Here is a 19,421-nt window from a genome sequence, read left to right on the forward strand (position 1 = left end):
TCCTGACTCCTGACTCCTGACTCCACAACACAAAAAAGTTAGATAATTATTGGCATGGCCAAATCTCACAGACTTGATAAAATCGCTGCTTATTTACGCCCCTATTGGCGCGAAACCGTCTTCGGTATTATTGCTTTATTAGTTGTCAATGGGCTGGGTGTATATATTCCTTTGTTAATTCGTTCAGGGGTAGATACTCTGTCTCAGAATTTTAGTTTTCCCCAAGTGATCCATTATGTAGTTCTCATCGCCCTACTTAGTTCCGCTATGTGGATGATGCGAATGGCTTCTCGGATGTGGATCTTTGGTGTGGGAAGACAGGTGGAATTTGATTTGAAACAGCGAATTTTTCAACACCTATTGCAATTAGAACCTGCTTATTTTACGGTTAATACTCCTGGGGATTTAATTAGTCGCGCTACCAGTGATGTAGACAATATTAGACGGTTGCTAGGGTTTGCTGTGTTGAGTTTGGCAAATACTTTATTTGCCTATCTTTTGACACTACCCGTCATGTTGTCTCTGAATGTGGAACTGACATTGGCATCATTAGCAGTGTACCCGTTCATGTTTTTGATGGTGCATTTTTTTAGCGATCGCTTGCGTAACGAACAAACCGCCGTCCAAGAACAACTTGCAGAAATTAGTGAACTGGTACGGGAAGATATGAGCGGTATGGCGCTGATTAAAATTTACGCCCAAGAAAACAATGAGCGCCAAGCATTTAACAAAAAAAATGACCAGCTATTAACCGCTAACCTCAAATTGGCGAAAACTCGCAATACCCTATTTCCCCTAATTGGTGGATTAGCAAGTTTGAGTTCTTTGATCATTATTTGGTTAGGTACAGCCAGAATATCCTCTGGAACTCTGGCCATTGGTGATTTTCTGGCTTTGCTAATTTATGTAGAGCGATTAATTTTCCCTACCGCTTTATTAGGATTCACTATTACTGCTTATCAACGGGGGGAAGTGAGCATTGACCGCTTAGAAACTATTCTCAGCGTGACTCCGAAAATTCAAGACACACCAGACGCTATTCATGTAGAACCCAGCCAAATTAAAGGGGAACTGACAGCAGTAAACTTTAGTTACACTTACCCCGGTGTAAATACCCCAGTTTTAGAACATCTGAATTTTCAAATCGCACCTGGGGAAGTAGTAGCTATTGTGGGTCCGGTTGGTTCGGGAAAATCAACCTTAGCGAATGCTGTCCCCAGATTATTGGATATTCAGCCTGGACAGTTATTTTTAGATGGGTTGGATATTACAAAAATAGCTGTGAGTGATTTACGTGGTGCGATCGCCTACGTACCACAAGATAGCTTTTTATTCAGCACCACCGTCAAAAATAATATCCGTTATGGTGATCCCCTCTCCGCCGAAGCAGACGTAGTTTACGCCGCCAAAATGGCGCAAATTGACGCAGAAATTCAGAATTTCCCCCAACAGTATGAAACCTTAGTGGGGGAGCGAGGAATTACCCTTTCTGGTGGACAAAGACAACGCACAGCTTTAGCCAGAGCAATGTTAATTGATGCCCCCATCTTGCTGTTAGATGATGCCCTATCCAGTGTAGACAATCAAACTGCTACACAAATCCTCACCAATTTGGCTACAGGGACAAAAAGAAAAACCGTAATTTTTATTACTCACCAACTTTCTGCTGCTGCCACATCTGACCGAATTTTGGTCATGGAACAGGGGAAAATCGTGCAAACAGGTAATCACTCAGAACTGGTAGAACAGCCTGGAATTTATCAAAATTTGTGGAATCAACATCAAGTAGAAGAACTATTACATTGAACCAAAATGGATTAATTTTTGTAATAATTAACAGTAGTATTAATCACAAACTAGCATAATTTAAAGATGTTTAAAAATTCACAGTTAGTAGCTTCTGAGTTCAGTAACTTATTAACATCTAAACAGCAGCGTCTTTTAGGAGCGATCGCCCTTTTAGTCATCATTAGTTTACTGACTTCAGCCGGTGGATCACCCATTGAACATAATGTTTCCAGCACCTGGGAAGGTTTTATTTGGGGCATAGCCGATCCAGTGATTAGTTTAGACCGTTTTGCAGGGATTGTAGCATTAGGTTTATGTTCCCCTAGATTTACCCGTGGTAATTGGCTAAATATCACTTTTGTTATTGCTGCTATCTGTGGACAATTGATTAATTTATCTCCAGTGATCTTACCCGCACCAGGAATAGCGATCGCTATTTGTACCATTGCATTAGGAGTAATGTTAGTTACACCAATTCCTATTCATTGGTTAGCAATAGCTTTATTAAGTGCTACTGCTGGGATATTTCAAGGTTACTCCGATGCTACATCCATCATCGGTACAGAAACATTAACTATGATTATCTTTGTAATTAGTGTTGCCTTTACCCAAACAGTAATTATCATGAGTGCCAGAAAAATAGGTGTAAATTTTGGCATCAATGAAATTAATCATATCTTACCTAAAATCACCCGTTTTGCTGGTTTGGTATTCTGTGCAATTGGTATCGTATTTTTGGGCTACTCAATAATTTAACGGAGGAATTAGGGAGGCGGGATTGGGATTAACACCGCTTGGCGGAAGTCAAAATTCAAAAGTCAAAACCAAGAGGAATGATGACAAATTACTGGATTTATTAATAATGCTGATTATGAAACTATGGAATGAATATTTAGGAATATTGCTGTGATGATTTTTTCTCAAGATTGGAGCAGGCCAGAAATGATTGCAACTGGAATAGAAACAAGAATCAGTCGCTTAGAATCTATTGTTGAACAAATTGGAGACGCTGTACTCTCGACAACTGAGACAATTGAACGTCTTGCTCACAGAGTTGATGCTCTGAGTCTACAAATAGAAGCTCAAGGAAAACAAGTACAACAGCAAGGTTATCAGATTTTTGCTTTATGTGACGCTGTGCAAAGTTTGGCTGACTCGCAGAAGGATTCTATGGAACAAATCACTCAATTGTCACAAACCTTGGATGGACTTGTATCCTTACTACAAGATGAATAATGATGGGAGGAGTTGGTCACCGAGTCACCGAATCACCGAGTCAGGAGTATGGCTAACGCCACGCTATCAGGAGTCAGGAAGAAGAAAGAAGAACCTGAATTATTAAGTCCTAATTACCTTAAACTCTTAACTTTGTCACTGCGATTTTGCCCGAAAAACATATATCAACATCACTATTAGGAGTCCGTTCCCGTTTACTATATTCTCCTGTATAGTAAAAATCATCACCTTCCATTCGGTAATTAACAGGTAAAGGTTTCGTACAAGGTTGACAAAATACCACTTCTGGATCTGCTTGTTGCGGTAACAGGTGCGGTAAATTGACATTCCAAAAACATCCAAGTTCTAGGGGAAGTTCCATCAAATTATCTAACAATGCAGATGTCCATCTAATAGCCGCATCCCAATCATAATCACGTTTACCTTGACGATACTGAGAAACAGCAATTCCGGGAATCCCGTGCATTGCAGCCTCTCTAACAGCAGCCACAGTCCCAGAAATATACGCATCAACTCCCAAATTTCCACCAGCATTAATGCCTGAAATAACATACTTGACATTTGGAGCAATATGTGAAACGGCAACTCGGATACAATCAGCAGGAGTACCGGCGATCGCATATTCAAAATCAGAACGACGTTGCAGATTAATCGGTTGACGGGTAGTAACTTGATGTCCGCAACCAGATTGATGCGATCGCGGTGCAGCAATAATTACCGATTTATTATTTACTGCTTTGAATAAAGCTGCAATACCCGGAGCATCAATACCGTCGTCATTGGTGATAATTATCGTCATACTATGTTTTTTTAAAATTCCTTCCCTGTAACCTGTAACCTGTAACCTGTAACCTCCCCTCACAGACAACTTTTATGGCTTACGCCACGCTTCGCTATCAGCAAACCCTACTTATTTTCCCATGTTGCGTTTGAGTTTTTCTAATTCATCTTGGGTTTCCCAGCGGCGAAATGTATTTTCTAGGTCATCAAAGTCACTGTAAGAATTAGTAGCTGTATTCCAGCCATGAGTTTCAGTTTCTAGTCTTTGTTGGGTTTGTGCTTTGGTTCTTGCTGTTTGTAACTCAGCTGCTTTAGTTTTTACTTCTTGACGACGTTGTTGAATTTTGCGGAGTAGTTCTTGGGATTGGCTAATGCGTTCTTTTACGCCTTGCATCTGTCCCCACATCTGATTTCCTTCTCGCAGTAGTGCTGCTTCTCGTTCTTGGGCTGGGGTGGTTAAATCTTGTCTACCTGCGGCTTGGGCTTTTTGAATACGGATATGCCATTTTTGAATTTCTTGGGCTGTGGAGAGGATTTCATCTTGCGATCGCTTCTCTTGTAATTGTAACTCGGCAATTAATTTTAATGTATCTTCTTCTTGTTCCCGCAGCTGTTCTAAAAGTGCTTCTAACTCTAAATGAGGGTTATTCCGCAAGAATTCTTCTAAACGACTTTCTAAAAAGCGACTTAAATCATCAAATAAACTCACTGTTAATACTCCAAATATTTAGATATATGTTTATTTTATAACAGGGAACTCTTAACTGAGAACATAATCTGTTTATTTGCAGAATTTATGTAGTCTGACGCAGCCTACCAATGTGCCAGTTGGGTAAGTCCTGATAAAGTAGCTATGGACTGATAGAATGTGTTCACTTTCATAGCTAAGTTGCTTGTAAACGGGGTATTTATGAATCAAATTCATCGGGTGGCGATTGTCGGCGGAAATCACGGTAATGAGTTAACGGGAGTTTACTTGGTGAAAAAGTTTCAGCAATATCCCCATTTAATTCATCGAGGCAGTTTGGAAACTTTATCATTACTTGGTAATCCTAAAGCTATTGCTGCCCGGACAAGATATATTGATACGGATCTGAATCGTTGCTTTAATCAAGATAAATTATCAAGTTCAAAAATATCAAGTTATGAAGAATTAAGGGCGCGAGAAATTCAACAGATATTACAACCAGAAAATCAAGAATCTGTAGATACAATTATTGATGTACATACGACTACTGCCAATATGGGATTATGTATTATTCTGGGAAGTTGGCATCCTTTCCTGCTCAAATTAGCTGCTGATTTGAGCGCAGTTAATCCTTTGGTGAAGGTTTATATTCATGAACAACCTCAAGGTAGTGGGTTTCTGCGTTCTTTGTGTGATTTGGGTTTTGCGATTGAAGTTGGTGCTGTACCTCAAGGAATTTTAAATGCGGAATTATTTCAACGAACTGAACAACTTATTTATAGTATTTTAGATTATTTTGAAGACTATAATCAAGGAAGAATCTTGTTAAGAAATCATACATTAACAGTTTATAAATCAATTGGTGTGATTGATTATCCGAGAAATGAAGTAGGGGAAATTCAGGCGATGATTCACCCCCAACTTCAATGCCAAGATTATAAACCTTTACATCCTGGTGATCCTATTTTTCTGACTTTCACGGGAGAAGAAATTTTCTATCAAGGAAATTCTACTGTTTATCCGATCTTTATTAATGAAGCTGCCTATTATGAGAAAGGAATTGCGATGCACATTAGCGAAAAGGAGTTAATTAAGATTGGCTAATTCTCTGGTTTCCATGACTCTGATGATATTGTCTTTTCTCATTAATTCACGATATACACTTAGTGTTTCTTCATTCACTCGTGCGGCACTAAATCTTTCTAGATTTTGCTGGGCGCGGAATTTCCACTGATCTAAAAGTTGGCGATCGCTCAATAATTGTGTCAAAGTACTAGCTAGGGTTGGAATATCCTTGGGTGGCACTAAAATCCCGGCTTGACTATCATCTAAGGTCTCAGGAATACCATCCACATCACTGGCTACAATTGCACAACCGGCTTCCCGCGCTTCCGTTAGCACTAAGCCAAAAGATTCGCAATGTGAAGCCAAAACAAAGATATCCGTTGCTAACATATAGCGTTGCGGTTCTGCCTGAAATCCTGCAAAATGAATGCGATGGCTAAAAGTTGTATTTTGCACCATTTTCTCAAACATGAGCCGATCTGGTCCATCTCCTACCAAATATAAATGTGCTTGCGGAAAGTCTGTGGCAACTATTTTAAATGCCTCAATTAACTCATAAATACCTTTGCGGGTATACATCCCAGCCACAGTAGTTATAGATGGATGTGGCATTTCTACTGGTTGATAATCTGCCAGTTTTTTATGCCGAGGACTTCCTAAAGTCCCATTACTAACTACTCGTAACTTTTGAGGTGGAATACCCCGTTTAATCATGGAATTAGCTACGGCTTTACTAACTGCAATTACCTGATCAGCTAATCCCATGAGGATAGCACTATGTTGAAATTCATTATGGACAGTAGAAACTAAATGATATTCTCGATTCTTGCGGAAAATACCTGCTAAAATTGCCCCTGTCATCATGTGTACATGAACAATATCCGGTTGAAACTCCTTAATAACTTGCCGATAATGCCCAGCAGCCTTAATCAGATTTAATGGTGTCCGACATTGATTGAGATGAAAATGTTCAACACCGTGATCTGCTAATAATTTTTCATATTCTCCACCAGCAGAAGCTACAGCAATATCCAGACCACTTTTTGCTTGTAAACAAGCTAAATCTACAGCAACATTAACAATTCCATTACCGATTTTTTGAACATGATTAGTAATATGTAGAATCCGCATTTAAATTTTCCCCAATGTAATTATTTATAGCAAATCTTCAGATGCGTTTCCCCTGTTCCCACCTTACTCGGATTTAAAAAATATTTCTTCCGAATATAAAAATCGGTTAATAAATCCCCGAGGTAACATCTCAATCTGGGAAGGATAGGCAGCAATAGCTTTTTGTTTTTTCTCTTTTACTGATGTGACTGATAAGCGATAAGCCGCTGCAATATCTTGTAACTTCAACAGAATAAATAATGGCGATCGCCAAAATACCCAAATAGGATATTGAAGTATTTCTGTATTAATTTGTGATTGGATAATTGCCTCTTTCACTAAATTATAAGTAGCTTCATGATCCTGATGACAGTCTTTACGGTGAGGCACATAAACCTCTCCCGGTTGATATAAATTTAGTAGTTCTGAAATTTCAGTAATTATCTGTTGCCTTTTCTCTATATTCAAAGCAGCTAAACTACCATCTTGGTGATTTAAAAAATGAATCTCTGAAGGGTTTACCCCGAGAATATTTAACGCCATCAAAGATTCCTGTTGACGAATCTGGATAACTTGACTTTGCATAAGTGGATCTAAGCCATGAGAACCTCTACCGTCAGTTAAAAAAGTTATACTTACTTGTATTCCTTGTTCTCTCTTACGGGCAATCATCCCTCCACAACCAAAGGTTTCATCATCTTGATGAGGAGAAAAAACCATTGCTGATTTTTCAGAAAATTTTAAAGGCTGACTTCCCCAATGCAAAATCCACCATGAAACTAAACTACAATGAATATATTGTATCTGACTTAACAATTTATTAGGAATTATTTTTTCTAGTGAGGTTAGGTTTTTTTTATGATTCATAAATTTAAAATTGATTCCAGACAAAATTCCAGTCTTGTAGCTAACAAATATTGATGCTTCCCATAAATCAAAATAACTATTTTTATAATAGTCACGCCCTAGATAAAAGTATTTATTTTTTTAATAAAGTTATGCTGAACATATCAATAAGAAAGTGTAGAAAATCAGATAAGTGGTAAAAAAAACTCTCAGTAGTATGGACTAAAGATGGGGACTAGCAAAGAATAAATTTGAATTACCTATATTTTATAAACAGCTGGATTAGCTGACGACTAACGATTGAATGCTTACTATTTTTCTACCCAGAAGTGTTTCTATAGAAACAGTAAATCATTAGTTAGATTAGTTAGAATTTATGGAAACCATCGAAATCTCCATAACCTACTATATGGCGGTATGCACTCTTTGTGAGATACAGTCAGCAAATCCTCAAGCCTGTAGGGACATGGTTTCTCGTCTCTGGATTGTATTGCTATATAAAGTTAAGCAGTGCTTAATTACCGTAGGAGTTGATGTTTACCCTTAAATTCAGCTATTTTTTGGATTCTGGAGGACTGTAATGATTACTAAATTTTAGCTGAAGTTATAAATTGAGTAATTATTGTATTAGTATAAGTTATCTTGGGTATGCAATGGTGTGCCACTATCATGCAGATGAATTGGATTAGTTTACTAAAAGCGCAACAAACTGACTTCTTAAACCGGGTGAAAAAACCGAAAACGGCGGATCTTTCTCTGTTAGAAAGTCGAGTTAAAGGTTATCACAGTGAGGTAATGGCATTTGCGGGGGATTCATTAACGAAAATTCTTGAATGTTCTCGTCAGCAAGCTGAAATCCTCGCCAAAAACCCTCCACCGATACCACCTGAATATCCTGAATATCCTGATTGGATCATTCCCTTTCCGACCTATTTTCAACGTCAAGCAGAAGAGTATCTTGTCCGTGAACAAATTGTTGATTGGATGATTACAGAACGGTTAGGAAAATTGGTGAGAAAAGTGCCACAAGACACTTTAGACAACATGGTTTTGGATGATGAGGGAAATTTACGTGGTGAAAGTAAGTTTACTTATTTGTTAGCCAATAACCCGAAGGTGAGTATTCAAATTCACGTAGCAGATGGGGAAAGTTTTAACGGCATTAAAAAAGATAAAATCCGTTGGTCTGTGAGTCAAGAAGATATCAATAACCACCAAGTATTGATTTTTTTGTGTTTGTTTTATCCAGGAAATACCCAGTCAGGATACCACAAACAAACAGTAATTACTGGTTTTTTACCAACAAATCAACTAGATTTTTCAGACTCAAAGATTCATCTAACTCCTAGTAGTCTACTATATGCAGGAGGATTAAATTGGTATTTACAGTCTCTGGGTGGTAAGTCAGATGATATGCCAATCACTGATGAGAAAATGCTGGTAGAAACCATTCACACCTTACCATCAGATCATCCCAAAAAGAAGATTATCGGTGATTGGGAATGCTGGCAAACATTAAAAGGACATACCAAAGGTATTAACTGTTTAGCCTATGCTATCAAAACTTTAGTAGTCCAAGATGCCGGAACTAAAAATGTGAAAACAATTCCGATGTTAGCTAGTGGTAGCAGGGGAGAAACAAAATTATGGGACTTATCAAAAGGTGAATTAATCGAAACATTATCAGAATATCCTTGGGTGATTTCTACCAAAGTAGATGAAGTTAATTCCCTGGCTTTTAGTACCGATGGACAAACATTAGTAAGTGTAGGTGCAGATTCCACAGTTAAAATTTGGCATACTGGGGCGTTGGATTTAATTGATATTCTCCATAAACATCATGGAGATGTCCGTTGTGTGGCGTTTACACCCGATGGTAAGATGTTAGCAACGGGTGGTCATGATCGCCAGATTTTGTTTTGGAATTTGCGCGATCGCCAAGTCGAAAATACCCTATCTTTAGATGATACAGCAGCCCATTCAATGGTGTTAAGTCAAGATGGCAAAATTTTAATTACAGGTAGCTATCGCAAAATCAAAGTTTGGGAAACATCCTCAACACTCAATCACAAAAATTTGCCAGATATACAACCAATATACACCCTCATGGGTCATTCTCATATTGTTAGTTCCCTAGCCATGAGTGCTGATGCTAAATTCTTAGTCAGTGGTAGTCAAGATCAAACTATTCGAGTTTGGAATTTGGCGACTGGGGAATTAGTTCACACTCTTAAAGGACATCAAGATAGTGTGAATACAGTTGCTTTAAGTCCTGATGAACAAATTATTGCGAGTGGTAGTGCTGATAAAACTATCAAATTGTGGCATTTACAATCTGGAGAATTATTAGGGACATTTACAGGTCATGCTAATACAGTTACAGCTTTATCCTTTACTGCTTCTGGAGAAATGTTAGTCAGTGGGAGTTTGGACAAAACAATTAAAATTTGGCAGCGAAGTTAGATCAAAACTGCGATTGTCTCTATAAGTTTGTGCCACTTATAAAACTGGTACAAATTTTTTATTAATAACTGCTTTATTTACTGCCCTTTTCGTGATTTTAATTAAGTACAGTTACGGAACTGGTAAGTTACTATCACCACATTTTTTACTAATACATACAATTGTGTTGTTAGTAAGTAATTAAAAGGTGAGAAATATGCAAACATTTAATCAACAAAAAGATAGTCCTGCTTGGATTTTTCAAACATGGGCAGCCTTTATTCTATCTATTTCTATGACTACTTTTGGGATTATCAATTTACCGGCAGACAACTGGATTAAAGGATTTATGGGTATGGGTTTAGCTTTTTCTGTTGGTTCTACTTTTACTTTGGCAAAAACTACCAGAGATTTGTATGAAACCAAACGATTAACTTCCCGCATTGAAGAAGCTAAGGTAGAAAAGTTGCTTTCTCAACATGATGTGATTTTGAAATAAGAAATTTTGTCTGATAACTGGTTTAATAAAATAGACGAAATTAGGGGTTTATGAATGATAAACCCTTCTTTAATTGCCAATAATTCGATGCGAGTAAATTACATCAATCCTAAATATTTGGAAAAACTAGAGTTTTTATTACCAATTACCCATTACCAGCCTCAACAAGATAACTAGCAACTTGAGTTAATATAATAAATATGCTTTCTAGTTACCAATTATGACTATAGCCACTGAACGCCAGATTACACTAGAAGATTTTGTCAAGTTACCGGAAACTAAACCAGCATCAGAATTTATTAACGGGGAAATCCTGCAAAAACCTATGCCACAAGGTGAACACAGCTTAATTCAGACTACTTTCATTGAAGTTGTCAATGGACTCACTAGAAGTCAAAAAATTGCCATAGCCTTCCCAGAACTACGTTGTACTTTTGGTGGTAGTACCATTGTGCCTGATATTGCGGTGTTCCGGTGGGAAAGAATCCCCAAAACTGAATCTGGGAGAATTGCTAACCGTTTTGAAATTCATCCTGATTGGATAATAGAAATTCTTTCTCCTGAACAACCACAGAAAAAAGTATTAACGAAATTATTGCATTGTTCCCGAAATGGAACTGAATTAGGTTGGTTATTAAACCCAGAGGAAGAAAGTGTATTAGCTGTATTTCCTGGACAAAAAATAGAAATATATGAAGGTGATGATAAATTACCAATTTTGGAAAATATCAATTTAGAATTAACTGTTAAAGAAATTTTTGGTTGGTTGAGTTTTGGTTCATGATTATGGCGGGGAACAGGGAATAGGGAATAGGGAATAGGAAATAGGGAATAGGGAATAGGGAATAGAGAATAGGGAATAGAGAATAGAGAATAGGGAATAGAGAATAGAGAATAGGGAACAGAACTTTATCAAGGGCGGGGAAACCCCGCCCCTACGTTAAAATTGTTGTAAGAAGCGTAAATCGCTGTTATATAAACGGCGAATATCATCAATTTGATGTAATACCATAGCAAAACGTTCTACACCAAAACCGGCGGCAAAACCGCTATAAACTTCGGGGTCATAACCGACAGATTTTAAAACATTGGGGTCAACCATTCCACAACCCATAACTTCTAACCAACGTCCTTTCCATTGTAAATCTACTTCGGCTGAAGGTTCAGTAAAAGGGAAATAACTAGCGCGAAAACGAATTGGTAAATCGCCAAATATTGATTGTAAAAATATCTTGACAGTTCCTTTCAGGTCTGTAAAAGTTAGTCCTTCATCTATGGCTAAAAGTTCGATTTGATGGAAAACTGCTGAGTGGGTCGCATCTACATCATCTCTGCGATATACTCGACCTGGGGCAACAACTCGAATGGGTGGTTCTTCCTTTTCCATGTAGCGAATTTGCACTGAGGAAGTATGAGTCCGCAATAAATTACCATCTGGTAAGTAGAAGGTATCTTGCATATCACGGGCTGGATGATCTGGGGGGGTGTTAAGAGCTTCAAAATTGTAGTAGTCTGTTTCCATTTCTGATCCTTGGGCAACGGTGTAACCCATGCCAACAAAGATATCTAGGGTTTGGTCAATAATACCATGGAGGGGATGAATCCGACCTTGGGGACGGTAAATGCCGGGCATGGTGACATCTATGGTTTCCGCCTCTAGCTGTGCCTGAATTTGAGCAGATTCCAGGGTTGTGCGTTGCTGGTCAAGGCTGTTTTGAATAGCTTCTTTGACAGTGTTAGCGATCGCCCCAATTTTAGGCCGTTCTTCCGCGCTCATTTGCCCCATACTTCGCAATAGCGCCCCCAATTGCCCTTTTTTGCCCAAATAGTTGACTCTAAGTTCTTCTAGGCGTTCGAGGGTATCAGCAGAGGCGATCGCTGTTTCTCCTTCTTGCCGTAATGCTAAAAGTTGGTCTTCTAAATTGCTGGTCATTAGTTATTGGTAATTAGTCATTAGTCATTAGTCTATAGCAGGGAACAGGGAACAGGGAACAGGGAGTAGGGGAAGCGGGGAGAGGAATTTTACTGATGACAACGAACAACTGATAACTGACAAATGAAATTACTAATTAGCAACGATGATGGAATTTCTGCTTTGGGGATTCGCGCCCTAGCCAACACCTTAGCAGCAGCGGGTCATGAAGTAACAGTAGTTTGTCCAGATCGAGAGCGATCGGCAACAGGACACGGATTAACTTTACTGCAACCAATTCGCGCAGAAATAGTAGAATCTGTTTTTCATCCTCATATTCAAGCTTGGGCTTGTGATGGTACGCCTTCAGATTGTGTAAAATTGGCATTATGGGCTTTGTTAAATTCTCCACCCGACTTAGTGCTATCTGGAATTAACCAAGGTGCAAATTTAGGGACAGAAGTTCTCTACTCTGGAACTGTTTCCGCAGCAATGGAAGGAGTGATTGAAGGTATTCCTAGTATTGCTTTTAGTTTAACTAGTCATACTCATAAAGACTTTCAAGCAGCAGCTAAATTTGCCGAAATCCTAGTTGCTAAAATTGCCGCCCAACCACTGCCAGAATTAATGTTACTGAATGTTAATGTCCCCCCCTTGTCTTGGGAAGAAATAGCTGGAGTTACTTTTACCAGACAAGGGGTACGACGTTATGTGGATGTTTTTGATAAGCGAACTGATCCCAGAGGTAAAACTTACTACTGGTTAACTGGAGAGGTGATCGAAGATATAGAACCACCGATAGAATTAAACTTACCAACCCATATTCCTCTGGATGTTCATGCCATTCAAAAAAAATATATCAGTATTACTCCATTGCAATATAATCTGACTTATGGCTATGGACTGAGTCAACTATCTGAGTGGGAATTTAAATTTCCGTAGATTTAGGCATCTTCGTCTCAGCTAGAAAAATTATTTTCAGTCACTTTACTGAATTTTAAGCCAAAGTGCTTGCAAATTTCAAGGCTAATTATGTTGTTTCCAGCAATGAAACTTGTACAACAGCATACACTTAAATAAATAAGAAGTCGTGTGTTTTCATGATCCTTTTGCTCAAGTCTAGCCAGCCAAAAATACCCATGTCCAGGATAGAAAACCAATTTAATGTGCAGTTTTGGGGCGTTAGGGGCAGCATTCCCAGTCCAGGGCTAGATACAGTCCGCTATGGAGGTAATACTTCCTGTGTTTCCATGCAGGTGGGCGGTAAACGGTTAATTTTTGATGCGGGGACAGGATTGCACATTTTAGGTAAATCCTTATTGTCCCAAATGCCTGTAGAGGGGCATTTATTTTTTACCCATTCCCACTGGGATCATATTCAAGGATTTCCCTTTTTCGCCCCAGCTTTTATTAGTGGGAATAAATTTGATATTTACGGAGCGATCGCCCCGGATGGTTCTACCATAGAACAGCGGTTAAATGACCAAATGCTCCATCCTAACTTCCCTGTACCATTACAGATTATGCAGTCTAATTTGACCTTTCACAACATACAAATCGGACAGCCTATCAATATTGATGACATTATTATAGAAACCGCCCATTTAAATCATCCCGGTGAAGCAGTAGGATATCGAGTGAGTTGGCAAGGTGGTGCTGCTGTTTATATCACTGATACTGAACATTATCCTGATCATTTAGATGAAAATGTCTTGTGGTTAGCCCGCAATGCTGACGTACTCATTTATGATTCTACCTATTCTGATGAAGAATATAGTCATCCCAAATTCCCCAAAATTGGTTGGGGACATTCCACTTGGCAAGAAGCTATAAAAGTTGCGAAAGCTGCCAATGTGAAAACCTTAGTAATTTACCATCATGACCCAGCCCACAATGATGATTATTTAGATCGTGTGGGTGAAGCTGCTTGTGCGAGTTTTCCCGGTGCAATTATGGCTAAGGAAGGACTAGTTATCCCAGTTACTACAACTGATGTTACCTCTTCATAGAAGCGGGAGGAATGGTAGTTGATGGTTTAGCAATTGCTTCTCTCAAGAATAAAAATGATGAAATGTTGATAGCTGTAGCCGCAGTTACAGTTTTTGTATAAATTGCATAATTAACTTGAAAATATTGATTTTCCCTGGATTTTTTGAGCTAAAATGAAGACAATGGGATTATCTCTGGCAGTAATTTTTTAAATTATACATCTACACAACTCCAGCGAAAATGTCTCAAGATCCTCAACAATCACCTCAAATCCAAGAAATCATTGGGCTAAAAGCACAACACTTTGCTGATTTAATCAGAACTGCACAATTAGTTTTTGATCCGACTGCGGGAGTTACCGGCAGAAATATCAAAATTGATTGGGAAGATTTTGGTATTCCTCGGAATATCGAGGATAATCTCAGAATTATTGGCGAAGAGTTTCAATATGCTTCTCCCCATGTTCCCGTTGATGTTATCTGGGGTAAATTAACCACGGAAACTCGCATTTGGTTCCTAGAAAAGAAAGATCAATTGTGGCAATTTGAAGAATTTTTACCTGCACTTGATGAAGATTAACTATTGCCAAAAATACTTTCTTCAAGTAGGATATGTACATTTTGTATCCTACTTATTTAATAGAAAATAAAGTTGATGAAAATTATAAATTCCCAGTTTTTATTAGTTTCAGTTTCTTTGATATTGCCGATAATAACTCCGGTTTTCCATAAGTCTAGTATGGCTTTACCTGCAAGGAGAACAAATTACGATCAACCTATTAATCAGCAAATAGTTGTTAACAAGAGTGAATTTGGCGTAAAGATAGTTAACCCAGAAGGGAAAGTCAATTTTTTTCCAACAACTACAGTTCCCTTAAAAGAAGGTGATGCTTATGGTTGGAGAATTACACTTGATAATTATCAAGGTAAAGTCAAATGGCGCGAAGTTTTAACTTTACCACAAGCCCCTGAAACTTGGACAACAGAAAATCATAAAAATTTCTCCATATCCAAAGATGGAAAAACGGCAACTTCCACGCGCACAGTAACACCTGTGAATGGTATAATTGAAAATTTTTGGACTATTGCTGCTGGAGATCCTTTGGGTAAACATCAAATAGAAGTCTATATTGATGAACGTATAATTGGTACTTTTGTCTTTGAAATAGTTCCATTCTAAAATGACAGTTTTGTGCTAAATGTAAGTATAGCATCTTTTTTATAGACTAATTATGTTAATCTCATCTTCCATTTTTCTAGCTGGTGCTAGTCGGGGTGTTGGCCAAGAAATCGCTAAATATTTGATAGCACAACAAATTCAAGTTAAAGCCCTGTTGAGAACACAAGCCGCTGCTGTGGCAGCAAAAGCAATGGGTGTTTATCCAATTCTAGGAGATGCCTTAAATGTGGCTGATGTTGAACAGGCAATTTTAGGAAACGAACCGATTCAAGCCGTCATCAGTACATTAGGTGGTTTACCTACAGATAATATCAAACCTGATTATATTGGCAATAAAAACCTCATTGATGCCGCAGTCAAAGCAGGGGTAAAAAAGTTTATTCTCGTGACTTCCATTGGTAGTGGTGATAGTGTGGTGGCTTTACCGCCCCAAGCTTTAGCAGCACTCAAACCAGTTTTAATTGAAAAAGAAAAAGCAGAACAATATTTAATTTCCAGCGGACTTAACTATACAATTATCCGTCCTGGTGGTTTAAAATCAGAACCAGCAACCAACAACGGAATTATCACCGAAAATCCTCAGATTGTAGGTACTATTCATCGTGCAGATGTGTCCCAATTAGTTTGTCGCTGTTTAAATTCTGATCATACTAATAATAAAATTTTCTCAGCCATAGATCGGAATATGGTATATCCAGGATTACCGGAATTTGTGGAATTTAATTTAGATTAGTTGTTGTTAACTTTGAGGACTAAAGTCCTCACTACTAACTAAATTTAAGGTGAAAATACTACTCGAAACCCACACATTCTTAAACCACCGTCTGCTTCATTCCAACTTCTACTAGCGCTGCGACAAAGTTCTGCACCAAAATTCCATGCACCACCCCTTAAAACGCGACGATGTTTATCACCTCCATCTTCCCAGACACCACCATTTGTAGGTGCGCCATGATAGTTATTATGCCAAGGATCTGCACACCATTCCCAAACTAATCCGTGCATATCATATAAACCAAAAGCATTAGCCACTTCAAAATAACCAACATTAGTTGTTTCTTTGCGAAATCTACTTTTTGGTTCTAAAGAATAGGTATCGCTACCACTACAGTTAATTAAATCAGAAGTAATTGTTTCTCCAAAATGAAAAGATGTGGTAGTTCCTGCCCGACAAGCATATTCCCATTCAGCTTCACTAGGTAAACGATATTCTCTCCCGGTTTTCATTGCTAATCTGGCACAAAATTCTACAGCTTCATACCAAGAAACATTTTCGACAGGCAAATTTGCACCTTTAAATTTGGATGGATTAGGATGTAATTCTTGTTTAATTGGCGGTAAAGCTGCTATAGTTCTCCATTGTAATTGGGTAATAGGATATTTACCCATAAAAAAGGGTGGAATTATAACTTGATGTTGGGGACGTTCATCATCATCACCTTCACAACTTAAAGAACCCATAATAAAAGTTCCATTGGGAATTGATACCATTTCCAAGGTTGTATTCCTGCCTAATTCTTCCTTGAAATATTTAGTCTTCCGTCTATCACGGTTAACTTCCCTACCAGAAGTATCTACGGTAATGACATAAAAATCAAAGTTGTATAAGGGAGGTAAGGGAACAGGAACTTTTTGAGGAAGTGGTGGTGCTAATGGTGGTTTGGGAAAGGAAGAAAATTTGAGGACTACAGGAGATTTAGGAAAGTTTAAATCATCTAAAACATCTAGTGCTGATTGATATCTATCACTAGCAAAATGTTGGAGTAATTTATTTAAGATTTGCTTTAATTCATCACTAATAGTAATGCCTTTAAGGCGTAAACGTTCTTCCCATAACCATTTAGCATTCATGGCATCATAAAGATGATCTTGCAATTGTCCATAATCATTTTGTAATGGTATATCTTGGGTTAATAACCGCACACAAGTGACACCCAAGGCATATAAATCACTTGCTTGACAAGCAAATCCAGCCATTTGTTCTGTTGGGGCATAACCTAAGGTATAAATAGCTGTTGCTTGTCTAGCGATACTGGTTTGAGTAACTTGTTTTGCACCTCCAAAATCAATTAATACAGGTTTTTGATCACTATCTCGACGCACAATATTTTCTGGTTTAATATCGCGGTGAATTACATTATGTTTGTGAACAAAATCTAAAACTGGTAATAAGTCAGCTAAAAGTTGTCGAACTTGGGTTTCATCATAGGCTTGATTTTGTAGTTCTTCGAGAAGAGTTTTGCCAATGATAAATTCCTGGACTAAATACAAACTAGAACCTTGTTCAAAGTAAGCTAAAAGTCGGGGAATTTGGGGATGGTTTTCTCCCAAATCGTACAGCCTAAAAGCTTCTTCTTTGAAAAATTCCGCTGCTTTAGCACGTTGTCCAGTTCCTTGAAATTGGGGGAAAAATTGCTTAATGACGCAAGGTGCATTGAGTCTATCTACATCTTCAGCAGCGTAGGTTCTGCTAAATCCACCTTCACCTAATAACCTCAAAACCCGGTAACGGTTTCGCAGCAGTTCCCCAAAGTTACTTTCTTGACAACTCAGACAAGATTTAGCAGTTTTCGGGTTGAAGGGGTTAGAACAATTGGGATTTTGGCAAATTTGCATGAATGTTGAGAAAATAGCATCTTTTCAAAATTCAGTCCCAATATTATTAAATTGTCAAAACGATATTTATTCCTGTTACAAAAAATTAGTCAAACTCTAAATCAGTTTATGTGGGGAAACTGAAAAAATTGCAGAATTAAAAGTTTAATAAGTTACAAAACTGACTCTATATACGCGCACGGATTCCCATTCTCAATTGTCAGAACTATAATGTATTTACTTATAAATAACACTATCAGTAGAAAAAATCTGTAATGTTTGTTGCACAGATTCTGACTTTTTCCCTTCCTCTACGGACTCCGTACTGAGTACACTACTGATAATTGCTAGAAATATGTATCATTTTATAACTATCTTCACAACTTCCTAAAATTTTTGATTGACTTTAAATAGTATAAAGCTAAAATTAACAGTAACCCAAAAAAATAAATTGCTGTCTAACATTGTGGCATAGGCTTCTAGCCCGTCCAGATTTAAGGGCAGGCAAGATGCCTACCTCACCATTAGTCAATCGGCAAATTATTGGGGTCAATTCCCTGCGATCGCAAATAAGCTATTAGCCGTTCTTTTTCCTGGCGTTCTTGTTCAATCAGTTCTACAGCCCAAGGTAACAAATTACCTGATTGATCCCACCATCGCAACCAATAGCCAGTACGACCTTCCTTTGCACCTTGCCAAGTTCCTAAAAATAGTCCCATTGTCTCAATCCAATGACGACCATTTTCGTCTGGTTGCTTTAATTCATAACGGCCATTTCCTAGTTGATAATACTCTAATAATCCTCCATCTGGGTCAAAAATGATATAGATAGGAACTTGTAAAATTTGTTCATAAAAAAACCATTTTCCCGGCGGATAGGTACGCTTGAATGAATATTCGCCACCCTCTTTATCTGATAAAAATTCCATCACCACAGCCGGTACATCCCCTTCTAAATTGGGTGTATAGCTTTTCCTTTCTGGTAATATCTCTTTAACTGAAGTTATATATAGCCAATCAGGTGCTTTCGCCACAAATTGCTCATTTAATGTGGCACATAGCCCAAAATTGGCAGCAATTAACATCTGTGGTTGAATAAATCCACTGATTTCTAAACTTTCAGACAAAGCGCCCGCTAAAAGTGGTTGTCCTGTATTGTCCACTGGTTCATCCTCTAACTGAAAATCATCGGGTAAGGCTTCCCAAGAGATGACCAGTCCAGTCTGTGATTTGGTTTCACTGAGTAGGGTTGCCATAAACGCTACCTTTGGTTGATTTATTCTGATTTTATC

Annotated in this window: 20 protein-coding genes and 1 pseudogene; 14 read left to right on the forward strand and 7 right to left on the reverse strand. The window is 38.1% G+C overall.

Annotation, left to right across the window (positions count from 1 at the left end; genetic code table 11):
• The first annotated feature begins 54 nt into the window (after window positions 1-54).
• From PN471_RS16230 to PN471_RS16240, 3 genes are all read left to right on the forward strand, one after another.
• Window positions 55-1,806: an ABC transporter ATP-binding protein gene (locus PN471_RS16230; protein ID WP_271777731.1), complete on the forward strand. Its 1,752-nt coding sequence runs from the start codon at window positions 55-57 to the stop codon at window positions 1,804-1,806.
• A gap of 66 nt (window positions 1,807-1,872) precedes the next feature.
• Window positions 1,873-2,544 (forward strand): HupE/UreJ family protein, encoded by a 672-nt coding sequence (locus PN471_RS16235; RefSeq protein WP_271777732.1) that lies wholly within the window; start codon window positions 1,873-1,875, stop codon window positions 2,542-2,544.
• A 186-nt stretch (window positions 2,545-2,730) separates the two neighbouring features.
• Window positions 2,731-3,024, forward strand: a complete 294-nt coding sequence (locus PN471_RS16240) for a hypothetical protein (RefSeq protein ID WP_015083427.1) — start codon at window positions 2,731-2,733, stop codon at window positions 3,022-3,024.
• A 118-nt stretch (window positions 3,025-3,142) separates the two neighbouring features.
• On the opposite strand, the gene surE (PN471_RS16245) is transcribed toward PN471_RS16240, so the two are convergent.
• The gene (gene surE / locus PN471_RS16245) at window positions 3,143-3,823 is read right to left on the reverse strand and encodes a 5'/3'-nucleotidase SurE (RefSeq protein ID WP_271777733.1); all 681 of its coding nucleotides are present in this window, start codon (window positions 3,821-3,823) and stop codon (window positions 3,143-3,145) included.
• A gap of 111 nt (window positions 3,824-3,934) precedes the next feature.
• On the reverse strand, window positions 3,935-4,513 hold the full coding sequence (locus tag PN471_RS16250; protein WP_193895141.1) for a TIGR04376 family protein: 579 nt from the start codon (window positions 4,511-4,513) through the stop codon (window positions 3,935-3,937).
• Window positions 4,514-4,714: 201 nt separating this feature from the next.
• Here PN471_RS16250 and PN471_RS16255 point away from each other — a divergent pair, with 201 nt between their 5' ends.
• Window positions 4,715-5,596, forward strand: a complete 882-nt coding sequence (locus PN471_RS16255; RefSeq protein ID WP_271777734.1) for an aspartoacylase — start codon at window positions 4,715-4,717, stop codon at window positions 5,594-5,596.
• On the opposite strand, the gene PN471_RS16260 is transcribed toward PN471_RS16255, so the two are convergent.
• Window positions 5,579-6,688: a glycosyltransferase family 4 protein gene (locus tag PN471_RS16260; RefSeq protein WP_271777735.1), complete on the reverse strand. Its 1,110-nt coding sequence runs from the start codon at window positions 6,686-6,688 to the stop codon at window positions 5,579-5,581. The two genes, PN471_RS16255 and PN471_RS16260, sit on opposite strands and share 18 nt — an antisense overlap.
• A gap of 63 nt (window positions 6,689-6,751) precedes the next feature.
• On the reverse strand, window positions 6,752-7,534 hold the full coding sequence (locus PN471_RS16265; RefSeq protein ID WP_271777736.1) for a PIG-L deacetylase family protein: 783 nt from the start codon (window positions 7,532-7,534) through the stop codon (window positions 6,752-6,754).
• Between the two features lie 648 nt (window positions 7,535-8,182).
• On the opposite strand from PN471_RS16265, the gene PN471_RS16270 reads away from it, so the two are divergent.
• The 4 genes from PN471_RS16270 to PN471_RS16285 all read left to right on the forward strand — a co-directional run bounded on the left by PN471_RS16270 (window position 8,183) and on the right by PN471_RS16285 (window position 11,238).
• Complete coding sequence (locus tag PN471_RS16270; protein ID WP_193895148.1) at window positions 8,183-9,976, forward strand: WD40 repeat domain-containing protein; 1,794 nt, start codon at window positions 8,183-8,185, stop codon at window positions 9,974-9,976.
• Window positions 9,977-10,172: 196 nt separating this feature from the next.
• Entirely contained in the window at window positions 10,173-10,454 is a 282-nt protein-coding gene (locus tag PN471_RS16275) for a YiaA/YiaB family inner membrane protein (protein ID WP_271777737.1), read from the forward strand.
• A gap of 54 nt (window positions 10,455-10,508) precedes the next feature.
• Window positions 10,509-10,631: a hypothetical protein gene (locus PN471_RS16280; RefSeq protein ID WP_271777738.1), complete on the forward strand. Its 123-nt coding sequence runs from the start codon at window positions 10,509-10,511 to the stop codon at window positions 10,629-10,631.
• Between the two features lie 43 nt (window positions 10,632-10,674).
• Entirely contained in the window at window positions 10,675-11,238 is a 564-nt protein-coding gene (locus tag PN471_RS16285; RefSeq protein WP_271777739.1) for a Uma2 family endonuclease, read from the forward strand.
• 156 nt (window positions 11,239-11,394) lie between these two features.
• On the opposite strand, the gene pheS is transcribed toward PN471_RS16285, so the two are convergent.
• Window positions 11,395-12,387 (reverse strand): phenylalanine--tRNA ligase subunit alpha, encoded by a 993-nt coding sequence (pheS, locus tag PN471_RS16290; RefSeq protein ID WP_271777740.1) that lies wholly within the window; start codon window positions 12,385-12,387, stop codon window positions 11,395-11,397.
• A gap of 123 nt (window positions 12,388-12,510) precedes the next feature.
• On the opposite strand from pheS, the gene surE (PN471_RS16295) reads away from it, so the two are divergent.
• The 6 genes and pseudogenes from surE (PN471_RS16295) to PN471_RS16320 all read left to right on the forward strand — a co-directional run bounded on the left by surE (PN471_RS16295) (window position 12,511) and on the right by PN471_RS16320 (window position 16,267).
• A complete protein-coding gene (gene surE / locus PN471_RS16295) occupies window positions 12,511-13,308 on the forward strand; it encodes a 5'/3'-nucleotidase SurE (RefSeq protein ID WP_271777741.1) in 798 nt (265 codons plus the stop codon).
• A 197-nt stretch (window positions 13,309-13,505) separates the two neighbouring features.
• Entirely contained in the window at window positions 13,506-14,375 is an 870-nt protein-coding gene (locus PN471_RS16300; RefSeq protein WP_271777742.1) for an MBL fold metallo-hydrolase, read from the forward strand.
• Window positions 14,366-14,476 (forward strand): annotated as a pseudogene (locus PN471_RS16305) (Lin0512 family protein); the annotation flags it as partial. The gene PN471_RS16300 and the pseudogene PN471_RS16305, both read left to right, overlap by 10 nt.
• A gap of 119 nt (window positions 14,477-14,595) precedes the next feature.
• Window positions 14,596-14,934: a hypothetical protein gene (locus PN471_RS16310; RefSeq protein ID WP_271777743.1), complete on the forward strand. Its 339-nt coding sequence runs from the start codon at window positions 14,596-14,598 to the stop codon at window positions 14,932-14,934.
• Between the two features lie 75 nt (window positions 14,935-15,009).
• The gene (locus PN471_RS16315; RefSeq protein ID WP_271777744.1) at window positions 15,010-15,534 is read left to right on the forward strand and encodes a hypothetical protein; all 525 of its coding nucleotides are present in this window, start codon (window positions 15,010-15,012) and stop codon (window positions 15,532-15,534) included.
• Between the two features lie 52 nt (window positions 15,535-15,586).
• Window positions 15,587-16,267 carry an SDR family oxidoreductase gene (locus PN471_RS16320; protein WP_271777745.1) on the forward strand — a complete coding sequence of 227 codons (681 nt, stop codon included), beginning with the start codon at window positions 15,587-15,589 and terminating at the stop codon, window positions 16,265-16,267.
• A 44-nt stretch (window positions 16,268-16,311) separates the two neighbouring features.
• Here the strand turns inward: PN471_RS16320 and PN471_RS16325 are convergent, their stop codons facing one another.
• Both PN471_RS16325 and PN471_RS16330 read right to left on the reverse strand, forming a co-directional pair.
• Window positions 16,312-18,150 (reverse strand): bifunctional serine/threonine-protein kinase/formylglycine-generating enzyme family protein, encoded by a 1,839-nt coding sequence (locus PN471_RS16325; RefSeq protein ID WP_271777746.1) that lies wholly within the window; start codon window positions 18,148-18,150, stop codon window positions 16,312-16,314.
• Between the two features lie 503 nt (window positions 18,151-18,653).
• Entirely contained in the window at window positions 18,654-19,385 is a 732-nt protein-coding gene (locus tag PN471_RS16330) for a Uma2 family endonuclease (RefSeq protein ID WP_271777747.1), read from the reverse strand.
• Between the last annotated feature and the right edge of the window lie 36 nt (window positions 19,386-19,421).

The sequence above is a fragment of the Aphanizomenon sp. CS-733/32 genome (assembly GCF_028330045.1).
Lineage (GTDB): Bacteria > Cyanobacteriota > Cyanobacteriia > Cyanobacteriales > Nostocaceae > Dolichospermum > Dolichospermum gracile.